We start from the raw sequence: 16,968 nt of genomic DNA on the forward strand, positions 1-16,968 counted from the left end.
CCGGAGGTCATGTGATCTCCGCCATGAGGGCGGGCAGGGCGGCGCGGAGCTCGCGGCGCCAGTACGGCCAGGTATGGGTGCCGCGGTAGAAGTGCGTCGAGACGGGGATCCCGAGCCTCCGCAGCTTCCCCGCGAACTCCCGCGACACGGTGTGAGCGAGCGCCTCGAGCACGTCCGGGCGCGTCCCGGGGCGCGGATCGTACGGGCCGGGGCCGCCGTCGCCGGCGCTCACGTGCACGCGCACGCCGGCGAGCCGGTCGGCCAGGTCGTAGGGGTTGTGGTGCCGCCACACGACCCGCTGCTCCTCCGGGTCGCCCCACACGTCCGTCCAGTCGAGCGACGGCGCGCCGATCGCGACGCCCAGCTCCACGAGGTCGGCGACGTCCAGCCCGCACGGATCGCGGTGCAGCGTGTGGAGGGGCCCGCTGAACGACGCCGCCGCCCGAAACAGGCCGCGGTGCCTGGCCGCATACGCCAGCGCGCCGAGGCCGCCCATCGCGTAGCCGGCGACGGCGCGATCGGGTCCGGCGCGGTACCCGCGCTCCAGGATCTGCCGCAGTTCCGCCAGATGAAACGTCTCCCACTTCGGCGCTCCGCCGCCCCCGCGATTCCACCAGTCGGTGTAATTGCCGCACGGGCCGCCGTCCGGCATGACGACGATCACATCGGCGTCCTCGGTCAGTTCCTCGATGTCGGAGTGGTCGCTCCAGGCGGTGTGGCCGTCGTGCCCGGCCATGGCGCCGTGCAGCAGCCACAGCACCGGCCAGGTGCGGGACGCGTCGCGTGACCAGCCACGGGGCAGCAGCAGGCGGGCGTGGGCGACGTCCGCGAGGACGGGGGAACGGATCGCCAGGTCGAGCACCCTGCGGCGGGGACGGCGTTCGCCGACGACGGTCGCGCCGTCGTCGGCCAGGGCGGCGGGGCGGGCGGCGCCGCCGGCGGCGATGGACGCCGTGAGGCCCGCGATTCCGACGATGAAACCCGCTCCCGCCAAGCCGCGCAGCCGCATGTTATCCGCCCCGCTCATTCAGATGTATGTCACTTTTAAGGGTCCCCACTCAGGGCCATGTTTCAACGGCGGGTTATCGGTTTATAAAATATCGGGCCGGGAGTTCCGGTCCACGTGCCTTGTAGGGTGACGCGGACGAAGGGGGCGACCGGTCGAGATGCGGAGCGCCGAGATGCGGAGCAAGACCGAGCTGGAGTCGGCGATCGCGGGCGGCGGACGCGCCGCACTGGTGATCAACTCCCGCTCCCGGCGTGGCCGCCGGCTCTACGGCAGGGCCCGCCGGATGCTGCGCGAGGCGGGCGTGGAGTTCGTGCACGTGTTCCCCGTCACCGACCCGACCCGGCTGCGCGAGCTGTTCGCCGACGTCCTCGCCATGGAGCCCGACCTCGTCATCGTCGGCGGCGGGGACGGCACGGTCGCCGAGGCGGTCGGGCATCTGGCGCACCGCGACATCGCGCTCGGCGTGCTGCCGCTCGGCACCACCAACAACTTCGCCCGCAGCCTGGAGCTGCCGCAGGGCCTGAACCGCGCGATCCGGACGCTGGCCGTCGGCCGGCCGGGCGGCGGGAAGGTCGCGGACGTGGACGTCGGCTGGTTCGAGAGCACCGGCGACCCGCAGGGCGAGGGGCCGGGCGGCGACCGCGAGCACATCTTCGCGAACATGGTGAGCCTCGGCCTGTCGGTCCAGGTCGCCGAGAAGGTCCCGCACACGCTCAAGCGGTTCGTGGGCCGTCCCGCCTACGCGCTGACGGCGGCGCGGCTGCTGCGCGGGCACCAGGCCTTCACCGCCCGCGTCACCATCGACGGCGAGACCGTCGAGCTGGCCACGCACCAGCTCAACATCGCCAACGGCGCGCACCAGAGCGGGCAGCGCATCGCCCGCGACGCCAGCCCCGACGACCGGCTGCTGGCCGTCTACCGGCTGGGCGACGAGCGGCGGCTGCGGCTGGCGTCCGCCACGGCCCGGCACGTCCTCACCGGCCAGTGGCGCAGCCTGAACGAGGACGCGTTCCTCACCACCGCCCACGTGGAGATCGAGACCGATCCGCCGCTGCGGGTGGACGTCGACGGCGAGATCCGCGGCCGCACCCCGGTGTCGATCCGGCTGCGCGGCAACGCCCTGCGCGTCATCGTCCCGCAGACGTTCGTCGACACCTGATCACATGGCGCCGCGGGCGCGGGCGTCCGCGTCCGCCGGCTCGCCCGCCATGGCGTAGGCACCCGACTCCAGCCGCTCGATCAGCCCGAGCGTCCACCGCGTGGCGGCGTCCGCGGAGTGCGTCCACCAGCCGAGCAGCTCGCGCAGATGGTCGGCCGGGTCCCGCTCCGCCAGGTGCGGGGCGACGGACTCGCGCCAGGCGGCCAGGCCGTCCAGCCGCTCGCGCAGCAGCCCGATCGCCTCGGCGCGCGGCAGCTCGGCGAGGAACACGAGCCCGGCCGTCAGCATCTCCGGATGCCGGACGTCCACGGTTGCGAGGGCGCCGCGCAGCAGCCGCAGGAACTCGGCCCGGCCGGCCTCGGTGATCTCGTAGTCGGTGTGCGGCGGGCCGGCGTCGCTCTCCTCCACCTCGTGCGCGCGGAGCAGTCCCTCCTTGGCGAGCTGCTTGAGCGCGTGGTAGATCGAGCCGGGATTGACGTGCGCCCATTCGTCCGAGCCCCACGACAGCAGCTCGCGGCGGACCTCGTACCCGTGCGCCCGCCCGGACCGCCGCACGCCGCCGAGCACCAGCAGCCGCGTCGCCGACATCTCACCCCCTGATCGTCTGCGTTCAGGCTAGAGCCTCACACGGGCGGCGGGGGGCGGGGGGCGGTGAGTCAGGTTCTCAGCTCGGCCAGGTCCTGCGGGGTGAGGGCCAGATCCGCGGCGGCCATGTTCTCCTCCAGGTGAGCAGGGGAGCCGGTGCCGGGGATCGCCGGGCTCACGTGGCTCACGCCGAGGTGGCGGATGAGACCTTCCCCGCGGAGCCCGGCCAGGACGGCGAACCGCTCCCCGACCGGCTCCTCGTCCGGCTCTTCGATACCGCCCGGCCGCAGGTAGACGAGGTCCAGATGGTCGCGGCCCAGCTCGGTCAGATTCCTCTCCACTTCGGCGCGCAGCTGCGCCGCCTGAAGCTGCCCGGTCGGGTGCGAGTCGCCCGGCCCCCGGTACGGGCCCACCTTCGTTGCGATGACCAGGTCGGACGGGTACGGGCTGAGCGCCGCGCGGATCATCTCGTTCGCCGCGGGGCCGTCCTGGTGGTAGTAGAACGCGGCGGTGTCGATGTGGTCCGCGCCCAGCTCGACGGCCCGGTGCAGGATCTTCAGCCCGGTGTCGCGGTCGTTCGCCGGGCCGTGGAGGGTGCTCACGGGCAGCCGCATCGCGCCGAAGCCCATCCGGTTGATCCGAAGGTCGCCGCCTAGATCGAAATGTTGTGTCATGTTCTCCACAGTGCTGCGCGGCGACATCCGGGACGAGCGGCTGGCAGCTTGCTGCCAGGCGGCGTCTCCGGCGCGTGGCAGACTGGAACGCGATGAGCGTCGATCTGGACCGGAATGTCGTGCTGCGCGGTGAGGCGGAGCTGGTCGAGCGCGCCGGGCGGCTGTTCCTCGCGCGCGGGGACTTCGCCTGCGCCGCGAAGGACATGAACACGTGGGCGCTGCCGGGCTTCCGGGAGTGGATCGTCGCGGAGCGGCGCAGGACCGGTCCGATGCAGACGGCCCACAAGCTGTACAGCCCGGAGGCGCTCGCCGACGAGGAGTCCGAGCGGCGGCTGGTGGAGCTTGCGAACGCGGGCGCGCGGGTGCGGATCCACCCGACGCCGCTCCCGCACGAGACGATCATCGTGGACTGGAAGATCGCCATTCTCGCGGGCCCGCCGGAGCAGGGCGTCCGCGAGTACACGGTCGTGCGGTCGCCGGGCGTGGTGAAGGGTGTCGTCTCGCTGTTCCGAGCGACCTGGGAGACGGCGTCCGGCCTGGCCGACTTCCGCCGTGACCGGCCGCCCGCGCTGACGGAGGAGAGCCGGCGCATCCTGCGGCTCCTCGGCGGCGGGCTGAAGGACGAGGCGGCGGCCCGGCGGCTCGGCATGCCGCTGCCCACCTACCGGCGCCGGGTCGCGGAGATCCTCACGCTGCTGGGCGCCGACTCACGTTTCCAGGCGGGCCTGCGCGCCCAGGAGTACGGCCTGATCGGCTAGGGCCCTCAGCCGCCGGCGGTGGCCGTTCAGCCCGGTTTCGGCGCCGTCCGGGCGGACGAGGCCGTGCGCGGGCGCGCCGCGCTCCACGAGCTGCGCGGGAGTGATGCCGCGCCGCGCGGCCGGAATACCGGCCAAAAACCGCGATTCCGACGTCTGTTCAGTGACCTCATGGTCACCTACGCTCGGTGGGTACCGCAGCAGAATGAGATTCGGGACGGCCATGACGCACAGCGTGGTGATCATCGGAAGCGGGTTCGGCGGGATCGGGATGGCGATCCGGCTCCGGGAGGCCGGGATCCACGACTTGGTGATCCTGGAGAGGGCCGAGGGCCTCGGCGGCACCTGGCGGGACAACACCTACCCGGGCGCGGCGTGCGACGTTCCGTCCCACCTGTACTCGTTCTCGTTCGAGCCCAAGACGGACTGGTCGCGGCGCTTCCCGCCGCAGTCGGAGATCCTCGACTACCTGTGGCACTGCGCCCGCAAGTACCGCGTCCTGGAAAAGGTGCGGTTCGGCACCGAGGTGACCGAGGCGCGGTTCGACGAGGACAGGGCCGTCTGGCGGATCTCGACGACGGCCGGGGAACTGGAGTCGCGGGTGCTGGTGTCGGCGTGCGGGCAGCTCAACCGCCCCGTCCGGCCCCAGATCGAGGGCCGCGAGTCGTTCACCGGGACGAGCTTCCACTCCGCCCGCTGGGATCACCGCGCCGACCTGCGCGGCAAGCGGATCGCGGTCATCGGGACGGGGGCGAGCGCGATCCAGATCGTCCCGGAGATCGCGAAGGACGCGGCGGAGCTGCGGCTGTTCCAGCGCTCCGCGCCGTACGTCATCGACAAACCGGACCGGCTGTACCGGGACTGGGAGAAGGCCGCCCTGAAGAACGTGCCGGGGCTGTACGGGCTGAGCCGCGCCCGCATCTACGCGCTGTACGAGGCGCGGGCGCTGGGGTTCATCAAGTACCCGAAGCTGATGTCGATGCTGGAGAACCGGTTCCGGAACACGCTGAAGGACGGCATCGAAGACCCCGTCCTGCGGGAGGCGCTCATCCCCGGCTACCCGATGGGCTGCAAGCGGATCCTCATCTCCAGCGATTACTATCCGACGCTCGCCAGGCCGGACGTCGACCTGGTCACCGATCCCATCGAGGAGATCACGCCGTCCGGCGTCAGGACCGCGGAACGCGAGTACGGCGTGGACGTCATCGTGTACGCGACCGGGTTCCAGACCACCGAGTTCCTGTCCCCCATGAAGATCGCCGGGCGTGACGGGCGGGAGCTGAACGAGGCGTGGCGCGACGGCGCGCAGGCCCATCTCGGCATCACGGTCAGCGGATTCCCGAACCTGTTCCTGCTCTACGGGCCGTACACCAACCTCGGGCACAACTCGATCATCTACATGCTGGAGTCGCAGTTCCGGTACGTGCTCGGCTGCGTGGAGACGCTGCGCCGGCACGGCCTCGGCTGGATCGACGTCCGGCCCGACGTGCAGGACGCGTTCACCCGCGAGATGCAGGAGCGGCTGCGCTCCACCGTGTGGCAGGCGGGATGCAAGAGCTGGTACATGACCGCCGACGGCAAGGTCGTCAACAACTGGCCCGGGTTCACCTTCGCCTACCGCCGCGCGACCCGCCGTCCCGACCCGCGGCACTTCCGGGCGCGGCGGGCCGTCACCGGGTAGCACGTCCGGCGGCCGCGACGGCATAGGCTCGGTCCCATGCCGACCGCCTTCATCACCGGCGCGACCGCGGGGATCGGTGCCGCCTTCGCCCGCCGCCTCGCCTCCGACGGATTCGACCTCGTCCTGCTGGCCCGCGACACCGAGCGGCTGGAGCGCACCGCCGCCGAGCTGCGCGGCAAGTACGCCGTGCGCACCGAGACGCTGACCGCCGACCTGTCCACCGAGGAGGGCCTGGCCGCGGCCGAGGAACGCGTCCGCACGGACGTCGACCTGCTCGTCAACAACGCCGGATTCGCCAACAAGGGCGTGTTCCTGGACGTTCCGGTGTCGGACGAGCTGACGATGCTGAAGGTGCACTGCGAGGCCGTCCTGCGGCTCACGCACGCCGTGCTGCCGGGGATGCTGGAGCGCGGCCGGGGCGGCGTCATCAACGTCTCGTCTGTGGCGGCGTTCGCGACGCGCGGCACGTACGGGGCGTCCAAGGCGTGGGCGGTGAACTTCAGCCAGGGCGTCGCCGCCGATATCCGGAACCGCTCGCATGGCAAGGTGCGCGTGATGGCGCTGTGCCCCGGTTTCGTGCACACCGAGTTCCACGAGCGCGCCCAGATGGACATGTCGGACGTTCCCGGCTTCATGTGGCTGGACAAGGACGACGTCGTGGACGCCGCGCTGCGCGACCTCCGGCGCGGGGTGCAGGTCAGCGTCCCGAGCCCGCAGTACAAGGCGATCGTCGGCGTCAGCCGGTTCATCCCGCGCGGGCTCGTCGCCCGGATGTCGTCCACCACCGGCCGTAAGTACAAGTGATCATGTAGTCAAGGATCACGGTCTTGTCACGGGCGGCGCGACAGGGCAGGCTGGCGGTCAGGTCGATTCGATGGCGCGCCGAACGACACAGCCACCGTCCTCCAGCCCCCACCGTTCCAACGACGAGCTCTGCTCGGCCCGTTCGTCGAGAGGTCCGTCCCGATGGGTCACGACCTGGGCCATGCCGCCCTCGCATTGATGGCGACCACCGTCTACTACATCGCGTTCCTGGTCTTCCGGATCTCGGCGCGCCGCATGGAGCCGCTGCGCGGCAGCCGCCCGTTCCACGTCGCCCGGCTGATGCTCACCGACCCGATCTGGCTGGGCGGCGGGCTGCTGCTGTTCCTCGGCCTCGGCTACGAGGTCGTCGCGTTCTCGACGATGCCGTTCGCGGTCGCGCAGCCGATCTTCGCCGTCGGGCTGGTCTTCCTCGTCACGTTCGCGGTGTGGGTCCTCGGCGAGCGGATGAGCGCGCGGGAGTGGACGAGCGTCGCGCTGTTCGTCCTCGCCACGATGCTGATCGGGCTGTCCGCGACGCCCGGCGGCGAGCCGCGCGCGGACGCCACGCTCACCGGCACGCTGGCCCGGCCCTGGACGATGATCGCCATCTGCGCCCCGGCGGTGGTCGTCGCGGCGCTGGTGTGGCTGGTCGGGGACCGCCGCGCCGGCGGCCGGCACGCCCGCAAGCTGGCCGGGGTCGCCTACGGGATCGGCGCCGGGGCCTGCGCCGGGCTGGCGGAGGCGGGCATCCGCGGCATCTCACTCGTCTACCAGGAGACGGGCAGTTTCCGGGCGGTACTGGAGTCGCCGTACCCGTACCTGACGATCGGGCTCGCCGCGATCGCGCTCGGGCAGCTGCAGATCGCGCTGCAGCGCTGCCGGATCGCGATCGTCGCGGTCGTCTTGACCGTCATCGGCCGGACGTACCTGATCCTCAGCAGCACCGTCCTGTTCGACGAGCAGTGGCCGCAGGAGACGGTGCCGTTCATGCTGCGGACGGGCGGTTTCGTGCTGGCGCTGCTCGCGCTGGTCACGTTCCCCAGATACGAGGAGCCCGGCGCGACGGGCTCGCCGCCCGCGACGGCCCCCGGAAGGAGCATGCGGACCGTCCCCTGACCCTGCCTTGCCTGGACGCCCATTGCCGCGCGGGGCGCGCTCCCGGATGCTGAAGTCATGCGGGTGCTGGTGACGGGGGCGGCGGGTTACATCGGGTACGCGGTCGGGCGGCGGCTGGTGGCGGCCGGGCACGAGGTCGACGGGCTGGTGCGGCGGGCCACCGGGGTCCCGGACGGGGTCCGTCCCGTCCACGGCGACCTCCTCGACCCGGACGGGCTGCCGGACGGCCCCTACGACGGCGTCTGCCATCTCGCGGCGCTGACCCGCGTCCGCGAGTCGTTCGGCGAGCCGCTGCGGTACTTCGCCGTCAACGTCCAGGGAACGGTGAACCTCCTGGAGGCGGTGGGCGAGACCCGGGTGGTGTTCGGGTCGACGGCCGCGGTGTACGGGACACCGGGGCGGCTGCCGATCCCCGAGAGCGAGGGCACCGCGCCCGCCAGCCCGTACGGGGCGTCCAAGCTGGCCGCCGAGCAGGCCGTCCGGTTCCACGCCCGGACGGGCGCGGCCGGCGCCGTCGTCCTGCGCACGTTCAACGTCGCCGGGTCGGTGGACGGCCGGGTCGACCCCGACGAGACCCGGCTGATCCCGAAGGCCCTCGCCGTCGCCGCCGGGCGGGCGCCCCACCTGGAGATCAACGGGGACGGGCTGGCGGTCCGCGAGTACCTGCACGTGGACGATCTCGCCGCCGCCTACGTCCGGGCGCTGGAGGCCGCCGCCCCCGGCGAGGACCGGGTCTACAACGTCGGCAGCGGCACCGGCACGGCCGTCCGCGAGGTCGTCGCCGCCGTCGAGGAGGTGACCGGCCGGCCCGTGCCCGCGCTGCGGCGCCCGGCCCGGCCGGAGACGCCGGTGCTGGTCTGCGACGCCGCCGCGATCCGGGCCGACCTCGGCTGGCGGCCGGAACGCTCCGGGCTCCGCGAGATCATCGCGGGCTCGTGGAACGCTCTGACCCGTGGGGACGGATAAACTCCCCAGCGTGTCCGAGCCGAAGTTCGAAGTCCAGATGCTCCACGACCGCGTCATGATCAAGGTCGAGAAGGACAGCGGCGAGCGCCGAAGCACCGGCGGGATCGTCATCCCGGCGACGGTCGAGCAGAGCAACCGCCTGGTCTGGGGGGAGGTCTGCGGGGTCGGCCACCACGTGCGGATCGTCAAGCCCGGCGACCGGGTGCTGTTCCACCCCGGCGACCAGTACGAGGTCGAGATACAGGGCGAGAACTATCTCGTCATGCGCGAGCGGGACCTGCACGCCATCGCCAGCGAACGCCCCGAGCACGGGACCGGCCTGTACCTCTGAGCCGTCAGATGCCGCGGACGGCCGCGACGGCGAAGGGGCGCTCCGGTGCCCCCTCGCCGGGCGGCCCGCCCCTGTCGAACCGCGAGCGGACGACATAGAGCGTCCCGTGCCGGCGGACCAGCGTCGCCGGCACCCGCGGCGACGCGTCCGGCCGTCAGACGGTGACGGTGGCGGTGGATCCGGCGCGGTCCTTGGTGACGCGGAGCTGGGCCGGGATGCGGGCGCGCAGTTCCGCGACATGGCTGACGACGCCGACCGCCCGGCCGCCGTCGCGCAGGCCGTCCAGGACGTCGATGACCTCGTCGAGCGTCTCCTCGTCGAGGGTGCCGAAGCCCTCGTCGACGAACAGCGTGCCGATCTCGGTGCCGCCCGCCTCCGCGGTGACGACGTCGGCGAGGCCGAGGGCCAGCGACAGCGAGGTGATGAACGACTCGCCGCCCGACAACGTCACCGGGTCGCGTTCGAGGCCCGTCCAGGCGTCGGAGACGCGCAGGCCGAGGCCGCCGGCGCCCTTCGTGCGGTCGCCCGCCGCCTTGTCGGTGGTGTGGACGAGCGCGTAGCGGGCCCCGGACATCCGCGAGAGCCGCTCGTTCGCGGCGGCGACGACCTGTTCGAGGCGGGCGGCCAGCACGTACGCCGACAGCGACATGGCGTGCCGGTTCGCGGCGTGCTTGCCGGAGGCCAGGCCGGCGAGGCGCTCGGCGACCTCGTGGCGTTCCGCGGCGGGACGCCACGCGCGGACCGCCTCGTCCAGCTGCGCGCGCAGCTCGCCGAGCCGGGCGCAGCGGTGCCGGGCGCGGTCGGCGGCGCCGGCCGCCCGGGTGCGCGCCGCGTCCGCCGCCCGCAGCGCCGCCTCAAGGCCCGGCAGATCGGGGGCCGGTTCGGCGGCGGCGGCCACGAGCGCCGGGTCCTTGAGCAGGTCGCGGACGGCGGCCTCCTCGTCGTCCAGCCGGCGGATCCGGTCGCGCAGGACGCCCTGGTCCTCGTCGGGCATCGCGGCTTCGAGGACCTCGTCGGGGGCGCGGAACCCCTCCGCCTCGGCGGTCACCTTCGCGTTCGCGCGGGCGGCGGCCAGTTCCTCGGCGGCGCGGCCGGACGCGCGCAGCGCCTCGACGGCCTCGGCGAGCGCGTCCGCCTCCCGGCCGAGCCGGGCGATGCGCGCTTCGAGCGTCGCGTCGTCACCGCGCGCCTCGTCGAGCTCGGCGGCCAGCCGCTCCCGCTCGGCGGCCCGCTCCTCGTCCTGGGCGCGGTTCCCGGTGAGGGCCTGGGCGATCTCGCTCCGCGCGTCGCGGACGCCGTCGAGTTCCTGCTCGTGGCGGTGGAGCGCGGCCTCCAAACGTTCGGCGTCGGCGGCGCGGGCCACCGCCTCCTGAAGCACCTGCTCGGCATCGGCGAACTCTTCGGCCAAGGCGTCGGCGGTCATCTCGCCCGCCGTCTCCAGCAGATGGTCGCGTTCGGTGCGCAGCGCCTCGACGTCCTTGCCGGTCTGCTCCCGGACCGCCTGAACCTGGTCGGACTCCCCCTGCGCCTGGTCGATCTGCTCCTCGGTCGGAATCAGCGCGAGGGACGTCGCGGGCGCCGGATGCTCGGTGGAACCGCACACCCGGCACGGCTCGCCGTCCACCAGGTCCCCGGCGAGGACGGCCGCCATGCCGTCCAGCCGCGCCTGCCGGAGGTCCAGCACGCGCTGGCGGGCCTCCTGCGCGGCGTCGACCGCGTCGCGGTGCGCGGACTCCGTCTCGGCGAGACGATGTTCCACCTGGTCGCGGCGCTGCGCGGCGTCGAGGCGGCGGCGGGCGTCGGTGACGGCGGCCTCGGCGCCGGGACGTCCGGCCGCCGCGATGCGCGCCTCGTCCAGCTCGGCGCGGCGCGCCTCCACGATGCCCGGCAGCTCGGCGAGGGCCGCGGCGATCCGCGCCTCCTCGGGCTCGAGGCGGGCCAGTTCGCGGGCCAGCGCCGCGCGCTCGTCCTCGATCTGCCGGAGCCGGGCGGCCGTGGCACGCCTGCCCTCCAGCGTCGCGATCTCGTCGCGGCGGGCCCGCTCGGCCTTGGCCAGCACGTCCTCCGAGGCGTTCGGGGGGAGGAGCGCCCCGGCCTTGGCGCGCGTCTCGTCGGCCCAGCGGCGCGCCCGCCGCGCCTCCTCGTGCCGGGCCTCGACGGCGCGCACCAGCGGGACGACCCGGTCGGCGCGTTCAGCGGCGTAGAGCCGCGACCCCATCCGCGACCTCTCCTCGGCGCGCTCCCCCAGGGCCTCTCGGCGGGCGACGGCCTCGGCGCGGCGCCGCTGCCGGTCGGCGAGCGTCTTCGCGTCCTCCAGCGCCGTGCGGGACGCCTCCAGCGTCGCCGTGACCTCTCGACGCAGCTCGTCGATGACCGCGCGGATGTCGTCGTGCCCGGCCGCCACTTCGGCGGCCCACGCGGGCAGCGCCTCCACCTCGGCGAACGGCTCCACCACCGGTTCCGCGCGGCGCGGCGCCGGGACGGCCGGGCGCTCCCCGCGCGGCGGCGCGGCACCCGACGTCTCGGCGACGCGGTCGGCGATCGAGGACGCCGCGGCGCCCAGCTCGGCGGCCTCGCGTCCCGTGGCGGCCCGCCGGTCGGCCAGCCACTTCTCGACCTGCGTGAACACCTCCGTCGCGAAGAGCCGCTCCAGGACCTTGCGGCGCTCGTCGGCGCCGGCGCGCAGGAACCCGGCGAACTCCCCCTGCGGCAGCAGCGCCACCTGGCAGAACTGGACGGCGTTCATCCCGAGCAGCCGCGACACCAGGTCGCCCGCCTCGTCCAGCCGCGTGGTCAGCCCCACCCACGCGCCGTGCTCGAACTCCTCCAGGACGACCTTGGCGTGCTCGGTCGTCGTCCCGGAACCGCGCAGCTTCGGCCGCTCCCACGCGGGCGACCGCGTGATGCGCATCCGGCGGCCCCGGATCGTCGTCTCCAGCACGACACGCGGCCCGGTGCCGGGGGCCGCGTGGTCGCTGCGCAGCCCCTTCACGGCGTTGCGGGCGCCCGGCACCTGCCCGTACAGCGCGAAGCACACCGCGTCCAGGATGCTGGTCTTGCCCGCCCCGGTCCGGCCCTGGATGAGGAACAGCCCGGCGTCCGAGAGCGCGTCGAAGTCGATGTCCTCGGTCTTCGAGAACGGCCCGAACGCGCTGACCTCCAGCCGGTGGAGCCTCAAACCGCCGCCTCCTTCTGGCGGCAGGCTTCGAACGCCTCGTGCAGGAGGGCGCGTTCGGCACCGGTCGCGGGGCCGTCGGTGACCTCGGCGACGAAGTCGCCCGCGATGTCGAGGGCGGAGCGTTCTCGGACGCGTTCGGACCAGGTGCGGGCGCCGTCCGTCCCGCCGCCCTCGGGTTCGAAGCCGAGGACGAGCGCGTGCGGGAACCTGCGGCGCAGCCGTTCCATCGCCTCCGACGGGCGGCGCGGGTCGGTGAGCGTGACCTGGAGCCAGCGGTCCTCGAACTCGTCATAGGACGCGTCGGTGAGCAGGTCGTCGATGCGTCCGCGCACACGTGCGAGGCGGCGCGGGACGGGCGCCTCCACGAACTCCGATGCGATGCCGTTCTCGCGCAGGTCGATCAGCCACGATCCCTTGACGTGCTTGTCCTCGGAGAACGAGTACGCGAGGGGCGAGCCCGAGTAGCGGACGCGGTCGGTGATGCGCCAGGCGCCGTGCAGGTGGCCGAGCGCCGCGTAGTCGACGCCCGCGAACACCGACGCCGACACCTGCGACGACCCGCCGACCGAGATGTCGCGTTCGCTCTCGCTGGCCTCCCCGCCGGTCACGAACGCGTGGGCGAGCACGACCGACCGCTGTTCACGGCCCGCGGCGTCCTCCCTCACCCGGCGCATGGCCTCGGTCAGCGCGGCGGCGTGGCTGCGTTCGTCCAGATCCCACGGGTGCCGGACGAGTTCGGGCTCCAGATACGGGATGCCGTAGATCGCGGCGTCCCCCACGATGACGGGCTCCCCCACGGACGCGAAGTCGGCGCGGACGTGCACACCGGCCGCGTCCATCAGCGCCGACCCGAACCCGAGGCGCCGCGCCGAGTCGTGATTGCCCGCGATGAGCACGACCCGGGCCAGGTCGGAGAGCCGCCGCAGCGCCTCGTCGCACAGCCGGACGGCGTCCACGGCGGGCAGCGCCCGGTCGTAGACGTCCCCGGAGATCAGCACACAGTCGACCCGCTCCGCCGCGACGGTCGCGACCAGGTGGTCGACGAACGCCGCCTGCGCGGCCAGCAGGTCCTCACGGTGGAACGATCTGCCGAGATGCCAGTCGGAGGTGTGCAGGATTCGCATGTCGCAGCAACCATAGGCACCCCCTCCGACACATCCCGCGCAGAAACGCCGGGCAGCCCCGAACGATCTCCGGCGGCCGCGCGGCCCCCGCGCCGGCGCTCCCGTAGGGTTGCGGCGTGAGTGATCGTCCCTACGTGCTGCTGAGCTGCGCGATGTCCGCCGACGGCTATATCGACGACGCGACCCCGGAGCGGCTGCGGCTGTCCAGCCCCGCGGACTTCGACCGCGTCGACGCCGTGCGCGCCGGCTGCGACGCCATCCTCGTCGGCGCCGGGACCGTCCGGGCCGACGATCCCAGGCTGCTGATCCGCTCCGAGACGCGGCGGGAGAAGCGCGTCGCGCGCGGGCAGCCGCCCGACCTGACCAAGGTGACGCTGACCTGGAGCGGCGACCTCGACCCCGCCGCTCGGTTCTTCACCACGGGCGACTCGCCGAAGCTGGTGTACGCGCCGTCCCCCACGGCCGGGGAGCTGGCGCCGCGGCTGGACGGCCTGGCCGAGGTCGTCGACGCCGGCGACCCCCTCTCCCTGCCGACGGTGCTCGGCGACCTCGCCGCGCGGGGCGTCCGGCGGCTCATGGTCGAAGGCGGCGGCCGCGTCCACACGCTGTTCCTGACCGGCGACGTGGTCGACGAGATCCAGCTCGTCGTCGCCCCGTTCTTCATCGGCGACCCGTCCGCGCCGCGGTTCGTCCAGGCAGGGGTGTTCCCGCAGTCACCGGACCGTCCCATGCGGCTGGCGGAGGTCACCCGCATCGGAGACCTGACCCTTCTCCGCTACCTGACCGGGAACACGCGTGGATGACCTGGACTGGCTGGGGCTGGCCTGCGACCTGGCGAAGCTCTGCCCGCCCTCGCACACCGCGTTCTCCGTCGGCGCGGTCATCGTCGGCGCGGACGGACGCGAGGTCGCGCGCGGCTTCTCCCGGGAGAGCGACCCGCACGACCACGCCGAGGAAGCCGCGCTCGCCAAGACCCCCGGCGGCCTCGCCGGCGCGACCGTCTACAGCTCGCTCGAACCCTGCGGGCACCGCGCGTCCCGTCCCCGCACATGCGCCGAGCTGATCGTCGCGTCGAGCGCCCGGCGCGTCGTGTTCGCCTGGCGGGAGCCGGCCCTGTTCACCGAGGGGACGGGCGCGGAGATCCTCGCCGCGGCCGGCATCGAACTCACCGAACTCCCGGCCCTCGCCGCCCGCGCCCAAGAACCCAACACCCACCTCCTCTAGCGAAGCACCGCACGGCGCGCCGACCACCCGCTCTAGGAGAAGTCAGGCTCGGCGTGCGGGCGGCCCTTGAGTTCGTGGAAACCGGGGACACCGGCGACCAGGAGCGTGCCGTCCCAGAGGCGTCCTGCGTCCTCGCCGCGCGGGATCTGCGACATGACCGGGCCGAAGAAGGCCCGCTCCCCCACCGCGACGATCGGCGTGCCGACATGCGGGCCGACCTTGCCGATCCCTTCGGCCGTCGAAGCGCGGATCGCGTCGTCGTACTTCGCGGACTCCGCCGCGGCGGCGAGTTCCGCGGGAAGGCCGGACTCTTCCAGCGCGTCGGGCAAACTCCGCGGCCCCATCTCACCGCGTTCGTGGACGCGGGTCCCGAGCGCCGTGTAGAAGCGTCCGAGGGCTTCCTGCCCGGCATGCTCGACGACGGCGGCGCACACCCGGGCCGGCAACCACAGGTAGCCCTCGGGGTCGTCCTCCGGATCGTCGTCCCGGCCTTCGTTCAGCGCCGCCAGGCTCAGCACGTGCCAGCGCGTCTCGATCGGCCTGACCATCGCCGCCTCCAGCAGCCACCGGGTGGTGATCCAGCTGTAGGGGCACGCGGGGTCGAACCAGATATCAGCGGTTTCAGCCACGGACCCGTTTATACCGGACGCCGGATGAGACGCGAGTCTCATTGGTCTTCCACCGCGCCGGGACCTCATGCGATGCTGTGCCCAAGCAAGCATTCGGTTATCTATTCGGCCCGTCGGGCAGGAGGCACGGCAGCATGCGCGAGCACGATCGGCTGTTCATCGGCGGCGAGTGGGCCGCCCCGGCCGGCACCGGCACGATCGACGTCATCTCCCCCCACACCGAGGAGGTCATCGGGCGGGTGCCCGAGGGCACCGAGGCCGACATCGACGCGGCCGTCGCGGCGGCGCGGCGCGCGTTCGACGACGGACCCTGGCCCCGCATGACGCCCGCCGAACGCGCCGAGATCGTCGGGCGGCTGTCCGCGATCTACGCCGAGCGGCAGCAGGAGATGGCCGACCTCGTCACCTCCGAGATGGGCTCCCCGATCATGTTCTCGGTGTTCGGGCAGGCCGCCATCCCGCAGATGGTGCTGCAGTACTACGTGGACCTCGCCGGCACCTACGCATGGGAGGAGGAGCGGCAGGGCATGCTGGGCCCGGTCACGGTGACCCAGGAACCGGCAGGCGTCGTCGCCGCGATCGTCCCGTGGAACGTCCCGCAGTTCACGCTCATGCTCAAGCTCGCCCCCGCCCTGATCGCCGGCTGCACCGTGGTGGCCAAGCCGTCCCCCGAGACGCCCCTGGACACCTACCTGCTCGCCGAGTGGATCAAGGAGGCCGGGATCCCGGACGGCGTCGTCAACATCGTCCCGGCCGGACGCGAGGTCGGCGCGCACCTCGTCGCCCACCCCGACGTCGACAAGGTGTCCTTCACCGGCTCCACCGCCGCCGGACGCAAGATCGGCGCGGTCTGCGGCGAGCAGCTCAAGCGCGTCACGCTGGAACTCGGAGGCAAGTCCGCCGCGATCATCCTGGACGACGCCGACCTCGCGTCCACCATCGAGGGCTTCAAGCTGGCCTCGCTGATGAACAACGGCGAGGCCTGCGCCGCGCAGACCCGCATCCTCGCGTCCCGCCGCCGCTACGACGAGGTCGCCGACGCCCTCGCCGCCATGGTCGGCGGCCTCGCCGTCGGCGACCCCGCCGACTACGGCACCGAGATCGGCCCCCTCGTCGCGAAGCGGCAGCAGGAACGGGTGGAGAACTACATCCGGATCGGCCAGGACGAGGGCGCCAAGCTCATCACCGGCGGACTGAACCGGCCGCACGACCGCGGCTGGTACGTCGCCCCCACCGTGTTCGGCGACGTCGGCAACGACATGCGCATCGCCCGCGAGGAGATCTTCGGCCCGGTGCTCGTCCTCATCCCCTACGACGACGAAGCCGACGCCATCAAGATCGCCAACGACAGCGACTACGGCCTCGGCGGTTCGGTCTGGACCTCCGACACCGACCACGGCGTCGAAGTCGCCCGCCGCATCCGCACCGGCAGCTGCGGCGTCAACATGTACACCCTCGACCCGAACACCCCCTTCGGCGGCTACAAGAACAGCGGCCTGGGCCGCGAACTCGGCCCCGAGGGCCTGAACGCCTACCTGGAACACAAGTCCATCCCCCACCCCGCCTAACACCACCCCCGCGCATCCGCCGCCCGGCGGATGCGCGGGCCCTCGACGGATTCGAAGGGGGCTCTGGAGGGGGCACGGCACGCCACGTCCGATGCCGCCGCCGACGTGGCGCTCGCCGGGCGGCGGCTGGCGGGCGCCCAGGCGGCCGAGTGGCTGTCCGGCCTG

The 16,968-nt window shown here is 73.1% G+C and carries 18 protein-coding genes; 10 read left to right on the top strand and 8 right to left on the bottom strand.

The window, feature by feature from the left end; translation table 11 throughout:
* Positions 1-7: 7 nt before the first annotated feature.
* The gene (locus tag ACTWPP_RS08140) at positions 8-1,027 is read right to left on the bottom strand and encodes an alpha/beta hydrolase (protein ID WP_443103497.1); all 1,020 of its coding nucleotides are present in this window, start codon (positions 1,025-1,027) and stop codon (positions 8-10) included.
* A 154-nt stretch (positions 1,028-1,181) separates the two neighbouring features.
* Here ACTWPP_RS08140 and ACTWPP_RS08145 point away from each other — a divergent pair, with 154 nt between their 5' ends.
* The gene (locus tag ACTWPP_RS08145; RefSeq protein WP_443103498.1) at positions 1,182-2,168 is read left to right on the top strand and encodes a diacylglycerol/lipid kinase family protein; all 987 of its coding nucleotides are present in this window, start codon (positions 1,182-1,184) and stop codon (positions 2,166-2,168) included.
* Here the strand turns inward: ACTWPP_RS08145 and ACTWPP_RS08150 are convergent, their stop codons facing one another.
* Both ACTWPP_RS08150 and ACTWPP_RS08155 read right to left on the bottom strand, forming a co-directional pair.
* The gene (locus tag ACTWPP_RS08150) at positions 2,169-2,756 is read right to left on the bottom strand and encodes a PadR family transcriptional regulator (RefSeq protein ID WP_443103499.1); all 588 of its coding nucleotides are present in this window, start codon (positions 2,754-2,756) and stop codon (positions 2,169-2,171) included. It lies immediately after the preceding gene.
* 68 nt (positions 2,757-2,824) lie between these two features.
* Positions 2,825-3,427, bottom strand: coding sequence for an aldo/keto reductase (locus ACTWPP_RS08155; RefSeq protein ID WP_443103500.1), 603 nt, complete (start codon positions 3,425-3,427; stop codon positions 2,825-2,827).
* 92 nt (positions 3,428-3,519) lie between these two features.
* Between ACTWPP_RS08155 and ACTWPP_RS08160 the strand changes: the two genes are divergently transcribed.
* Positions 3,520-4,185: a DNA-binding response regulator gene (locus tag ACTWPP_RS08160; protein WP_443103501.1), complete on the top strand. Its 666-nt coding sequence runs from the start codon at positions 3,520-3,522 to the stop codon at positions 4,183-4,185.
* On the opposite strand, the gene ACTWPP_RS08165 is transcribed toward ACTWPP_RS08160, so the two are convergent.
* Positions 4,135-4,428 (bottom strand): hypothetical protein, encoded by a 294-nt coding sequence (locus ACTWPP_RS08165; protein WP_443103502.1) that lies wholly within the window; start codon positions 4,426-4,428, stop codon positions 4,135-4,137. The genes ACTWPP_RS08160 and ACTWPP_RS08165 overlap by 51 nt on opposite strands.
* Here ACTWPP_RS08165 and ACTWPP_RS08170 point away from each other — a divergent pair.
* From ACTWPP_RS08170 to ACTWPP_RS08190, 5 genes are all read left to right on the top strand, one after another.
* Complete coding sequence (locus tag ACTWPP_RS08170) at positions 4,406-5,863, top strand: flavin-containing monooxygenase (protein WP_443103503.1); 1,458 nt, start codon at positions 4,406-4,408, stop codon at positions 5,861-5,863. The two genes, ACTWPP_RS08165 and ACTWPP_RS08170, sit on opposite strands and share 23 nt — an antisense overlap.
* A 36-nt stretch (positions 5,864-5,899) precedes the next feature.
* Positions 5,900-6,667 (top strand): SDR family NAD(P)-dependent oxidoreductase, encoded by a 768-nt coding sequence (locus ACTWPP_RS08175; protein WP_443103504.1) that lies wholly within the window; start codon positions 5,900-5,902, stop codon positions 6,665-6,667.
* 162 nt (positions 6,668-6,829) lie between these two features.
* The gene (locus ACTWPP_RS08180) at positions 6,830-7,783 is read left to right on the top strand and encodes a DMT family transporter (RefSeq protein ID WP_443103505.1); all 954 of its coding nucleotides are present in this window, start codon (positions 6,830-6,832) and stop codon (positions 7,781-7,783) included.
* 57 nt (positions 7,784-7,840) lie between these two features.
* Positions 7,841-8,749 (top strand): NAD-dependent epimerase/dehydratase family protein, encoded by a 909-nt coding sequence (locus ACTWPP_RS08185; RefSeq protein ID WP_443103506.1) that lies wholly within the window; start codon positions 7,841-7,843, stop codon positions 8,747-8,749.
* Positions 8,750-8,759: 10 nt separating this feature from the next.
* Complete coding sequence (locus tag ACTWPP_RS08190; RefSeq protein ID WP_392898319.1) at positions 8,760-9,080, top strand: GroES family chaperonin; 321 nt, start codon at positions 8,760-8,762, stop codon at positions 9,078-9,080.
* A 4-nt stretch (positions 9,081-9,084) separates the two neighbouring features.
* Here ACTWPP_RS08190 and ACTWPP_RS08195 read toward each other — a convergent pair whose 3' ends face one another.
* The 3 genes from ACTWPP_RS08195 to ACTWPP_RS08205 are packed head-to-tail and all read right to left on the bottom strand — an operon-like array spanning position 9,085 to position 13,382.
* Positions 9,085-9,213, bottom strand: coding sequence for a hypothetical protein (locus tag ACTWPP_RS08195; RefSeq protein ID WP_443103507.1), 129 nt, complete (start codon positions 9,211-9,213; stop codon positions 9,085-9,087).
* Between the two features lie 21 nt (positions 9,214-9,234).
* Entirely contained in the window at positions 9,235-12,258 is a 3,024-nt protein-coding gene (locus ACTWPP_RS08200; protein ID WP_443103508.1) for an AAA family ATPase, read from the bottom strand.
* Positions 12,255-13,382: an exonuclease SbcCD subunit D gene (locus ACTWPP_RS08205; protein ID WP_443103509.1), complete on the bottom strand. Its 1,128-nt coding sequence runs from the start codon at positions 13,380-13,382 to the stop codon at positions 12,255-12,257. Before ACTWPP_RS08205 ends, ACTWPP_RS08200 begins: the two co-directional genes overlap by 4 nt.
* A gap of 116 nt (positions 13,383-13,498) precedes the next feature.
* On the opposite strand from ACTWPP_RS08205, the gene ACTWPP_RS08210 reads away from it, so the two are divergent.
* Both ACTWPP_RS08210 and ACTWPP_RS08215 read left to right on the top strand, forming a co-directional pair.
* Complete coding sequence (locus ACTWPP_RS08210) at positions 13,499-14,185, top strand: RibD family protein (protein WP_443103510.1); 687 nt, start codon at positions 13,499-13,501, stop codon at positions 14,183-14,185.
* On the top strand, positions 14,178-14,606 hold the full coding sequence (locus ACTWPP_RS08215; protein WP_443103511.1) for a dCMP deaminase: 429 nt from the start codon (positions 14,178-14,180) through the stop codon (positions 14,604-14,606). The genes ACTWPP_RS08210 and ACTWPP_RS08215 overlap by 8 nt, the downstream gene beginning before the upstream one ends.
* A gap of 32 nt (positions 14,607-14,638) precedes the next feature.
* On the opposite strand, the gene ACTWPP_RS08220 is transcribed toward ACTWPP_RS08215, so the two are convergent.
* Complete coding sequence (locus ACTWPP_RS08220) at positions 14,639-15,277, bottom strand: mycothiol-dependent nitroreductase Rv2466c family protein (protein WP_443103512.1); 639 nt, start codon at positions 15,275-15,277, stop codon at positions 14,639-14,641.
* Between the two features lie 92 nt (positions 15,278-15,369).
* Here ACTWPP_RS08220 and ACTWPP_RS08225 point away from each other — a divergent pair, with 92 nt between their 5' ends.
* On the top strand, positions 15,370-16,803 hold the full coding sequence (locus tag ACTWPP_RS08225) for an aldehyde dehydrogenase (RefSeq protein WP_443103513.1): 1,434 nt from the start codon (positions 15,370-15,372) through the stop codon (positions 16,801-16,803).
* The last annotated feature ends 165 nt before the right edge of the window (positions 16,804-16,968 follow it).

Source organism: Actinomadura sp. 3N407, assembly GCF_052245875.1.
Taxonomy (GTDB): Bacteria; Actinomycetota; Actinomycetes; order Streptosporangiales; family Streptosporangiaceae; genus Spirillospora.

Excerpts from the sequence above, each read along its gene's own strand:
- ACTWPP_RS08165 (WP_443103502.1), bottom strand. The coding sequence starts at position 4,428 with ATGATCACCACGCTGTGCGTCATGGCCGTCCCGAATCTCATTCTGCTG.
- ACTWPP_RS08145 (WP_443103498.1), top strand. The coding sequence starts at position 1,182 with ATGCGGAGCAAGACCGAGCTGGAGTCGGCGATCGCGGGCGGCGGACGC.
- ACTWPP_RS08155 (WP_443103500.1), bottom strand. The coding sequence starts at position 3,427 with ATGACACAACATTTCGATCTAGGCGGCGACCTTCGGATCAACCGGATG.
- ACTWPP_RS08205 (WP_443103509.1), bottom strand. The coding sequence starts at position 13,382 with ATGCGAATCCTGCACACCTCCGACTGGCATCTCGGCAGATCGTTCCAC.
- ACTWPP_RS08225 (WP_443103513.1), top strand. The coding sequence starts at position 15,370 with ATGCGCGAGCACGATCGGCTGTTCATCGGCGGCGAGTGGGCCGCCCCG.
- ACTWPP_RS08160 (WP_443103501.1), top strand. The coding sequence starts at position 3,520 with ATGAGCGTCGATCTGGACCGGAATGTCGTGCTGCGCGGTGAGGCGGAG.
- ACTWPP_RS08150 (WP_443103499.1), bottom strand. The coding sequence starts at position 2,756 with ATGTCGGCGACGCGGCTGCTGGTGCTCGGCGGCGTGCGGCGGTCCGGG.
- ACTWPP_RS08140 (WP_443103497.1), bottom strand. The coding sequence starts at position 1,027 with ATGAGCGGGGCGGATAACATGCGGCTGCGCGGCTTGGCGGGAGCGGGT.
- ACTWPP_RS08180 (WP_443103505.1), top strand. The coding sequence starts at position 6,830 with ATGGGTCACGACCTGGGCCATGCCGCCCTCGCATTGATGGCGACCACC.
- ACTWPP_RS08185 (WP_443103506.1), top strand. The coding sequence starts at position 7,841 with ATGCGGGTGCTGGTGACGGGGGCGGCGGGTTACATCGGGTACGCGGTC.
- ACTWPP_RS08175 (WP_443103504.1), top strand. The coding sequence starts at position 5,900 with ATGCCGACCGCCTTCATCACCGGCGCGACCGCGGGGATCGGTGCCGCC.
- ACTWPP_RS08220 (WP_443103512.1), bottom strand. The coding sequence starts at position 15,277 with ATGAGACTCGCGTCTCATCCGGCGTCCGGTATAAACGGGTCCGTGGCT.
- ACTWPP_RS08170 (WP_443103503.1), top strand. The coding sequence starts at position 4,406 with ATGACGCACAGCGTGGTGATCATCGGAAGCGGGTTCGGCGGGATCGGG.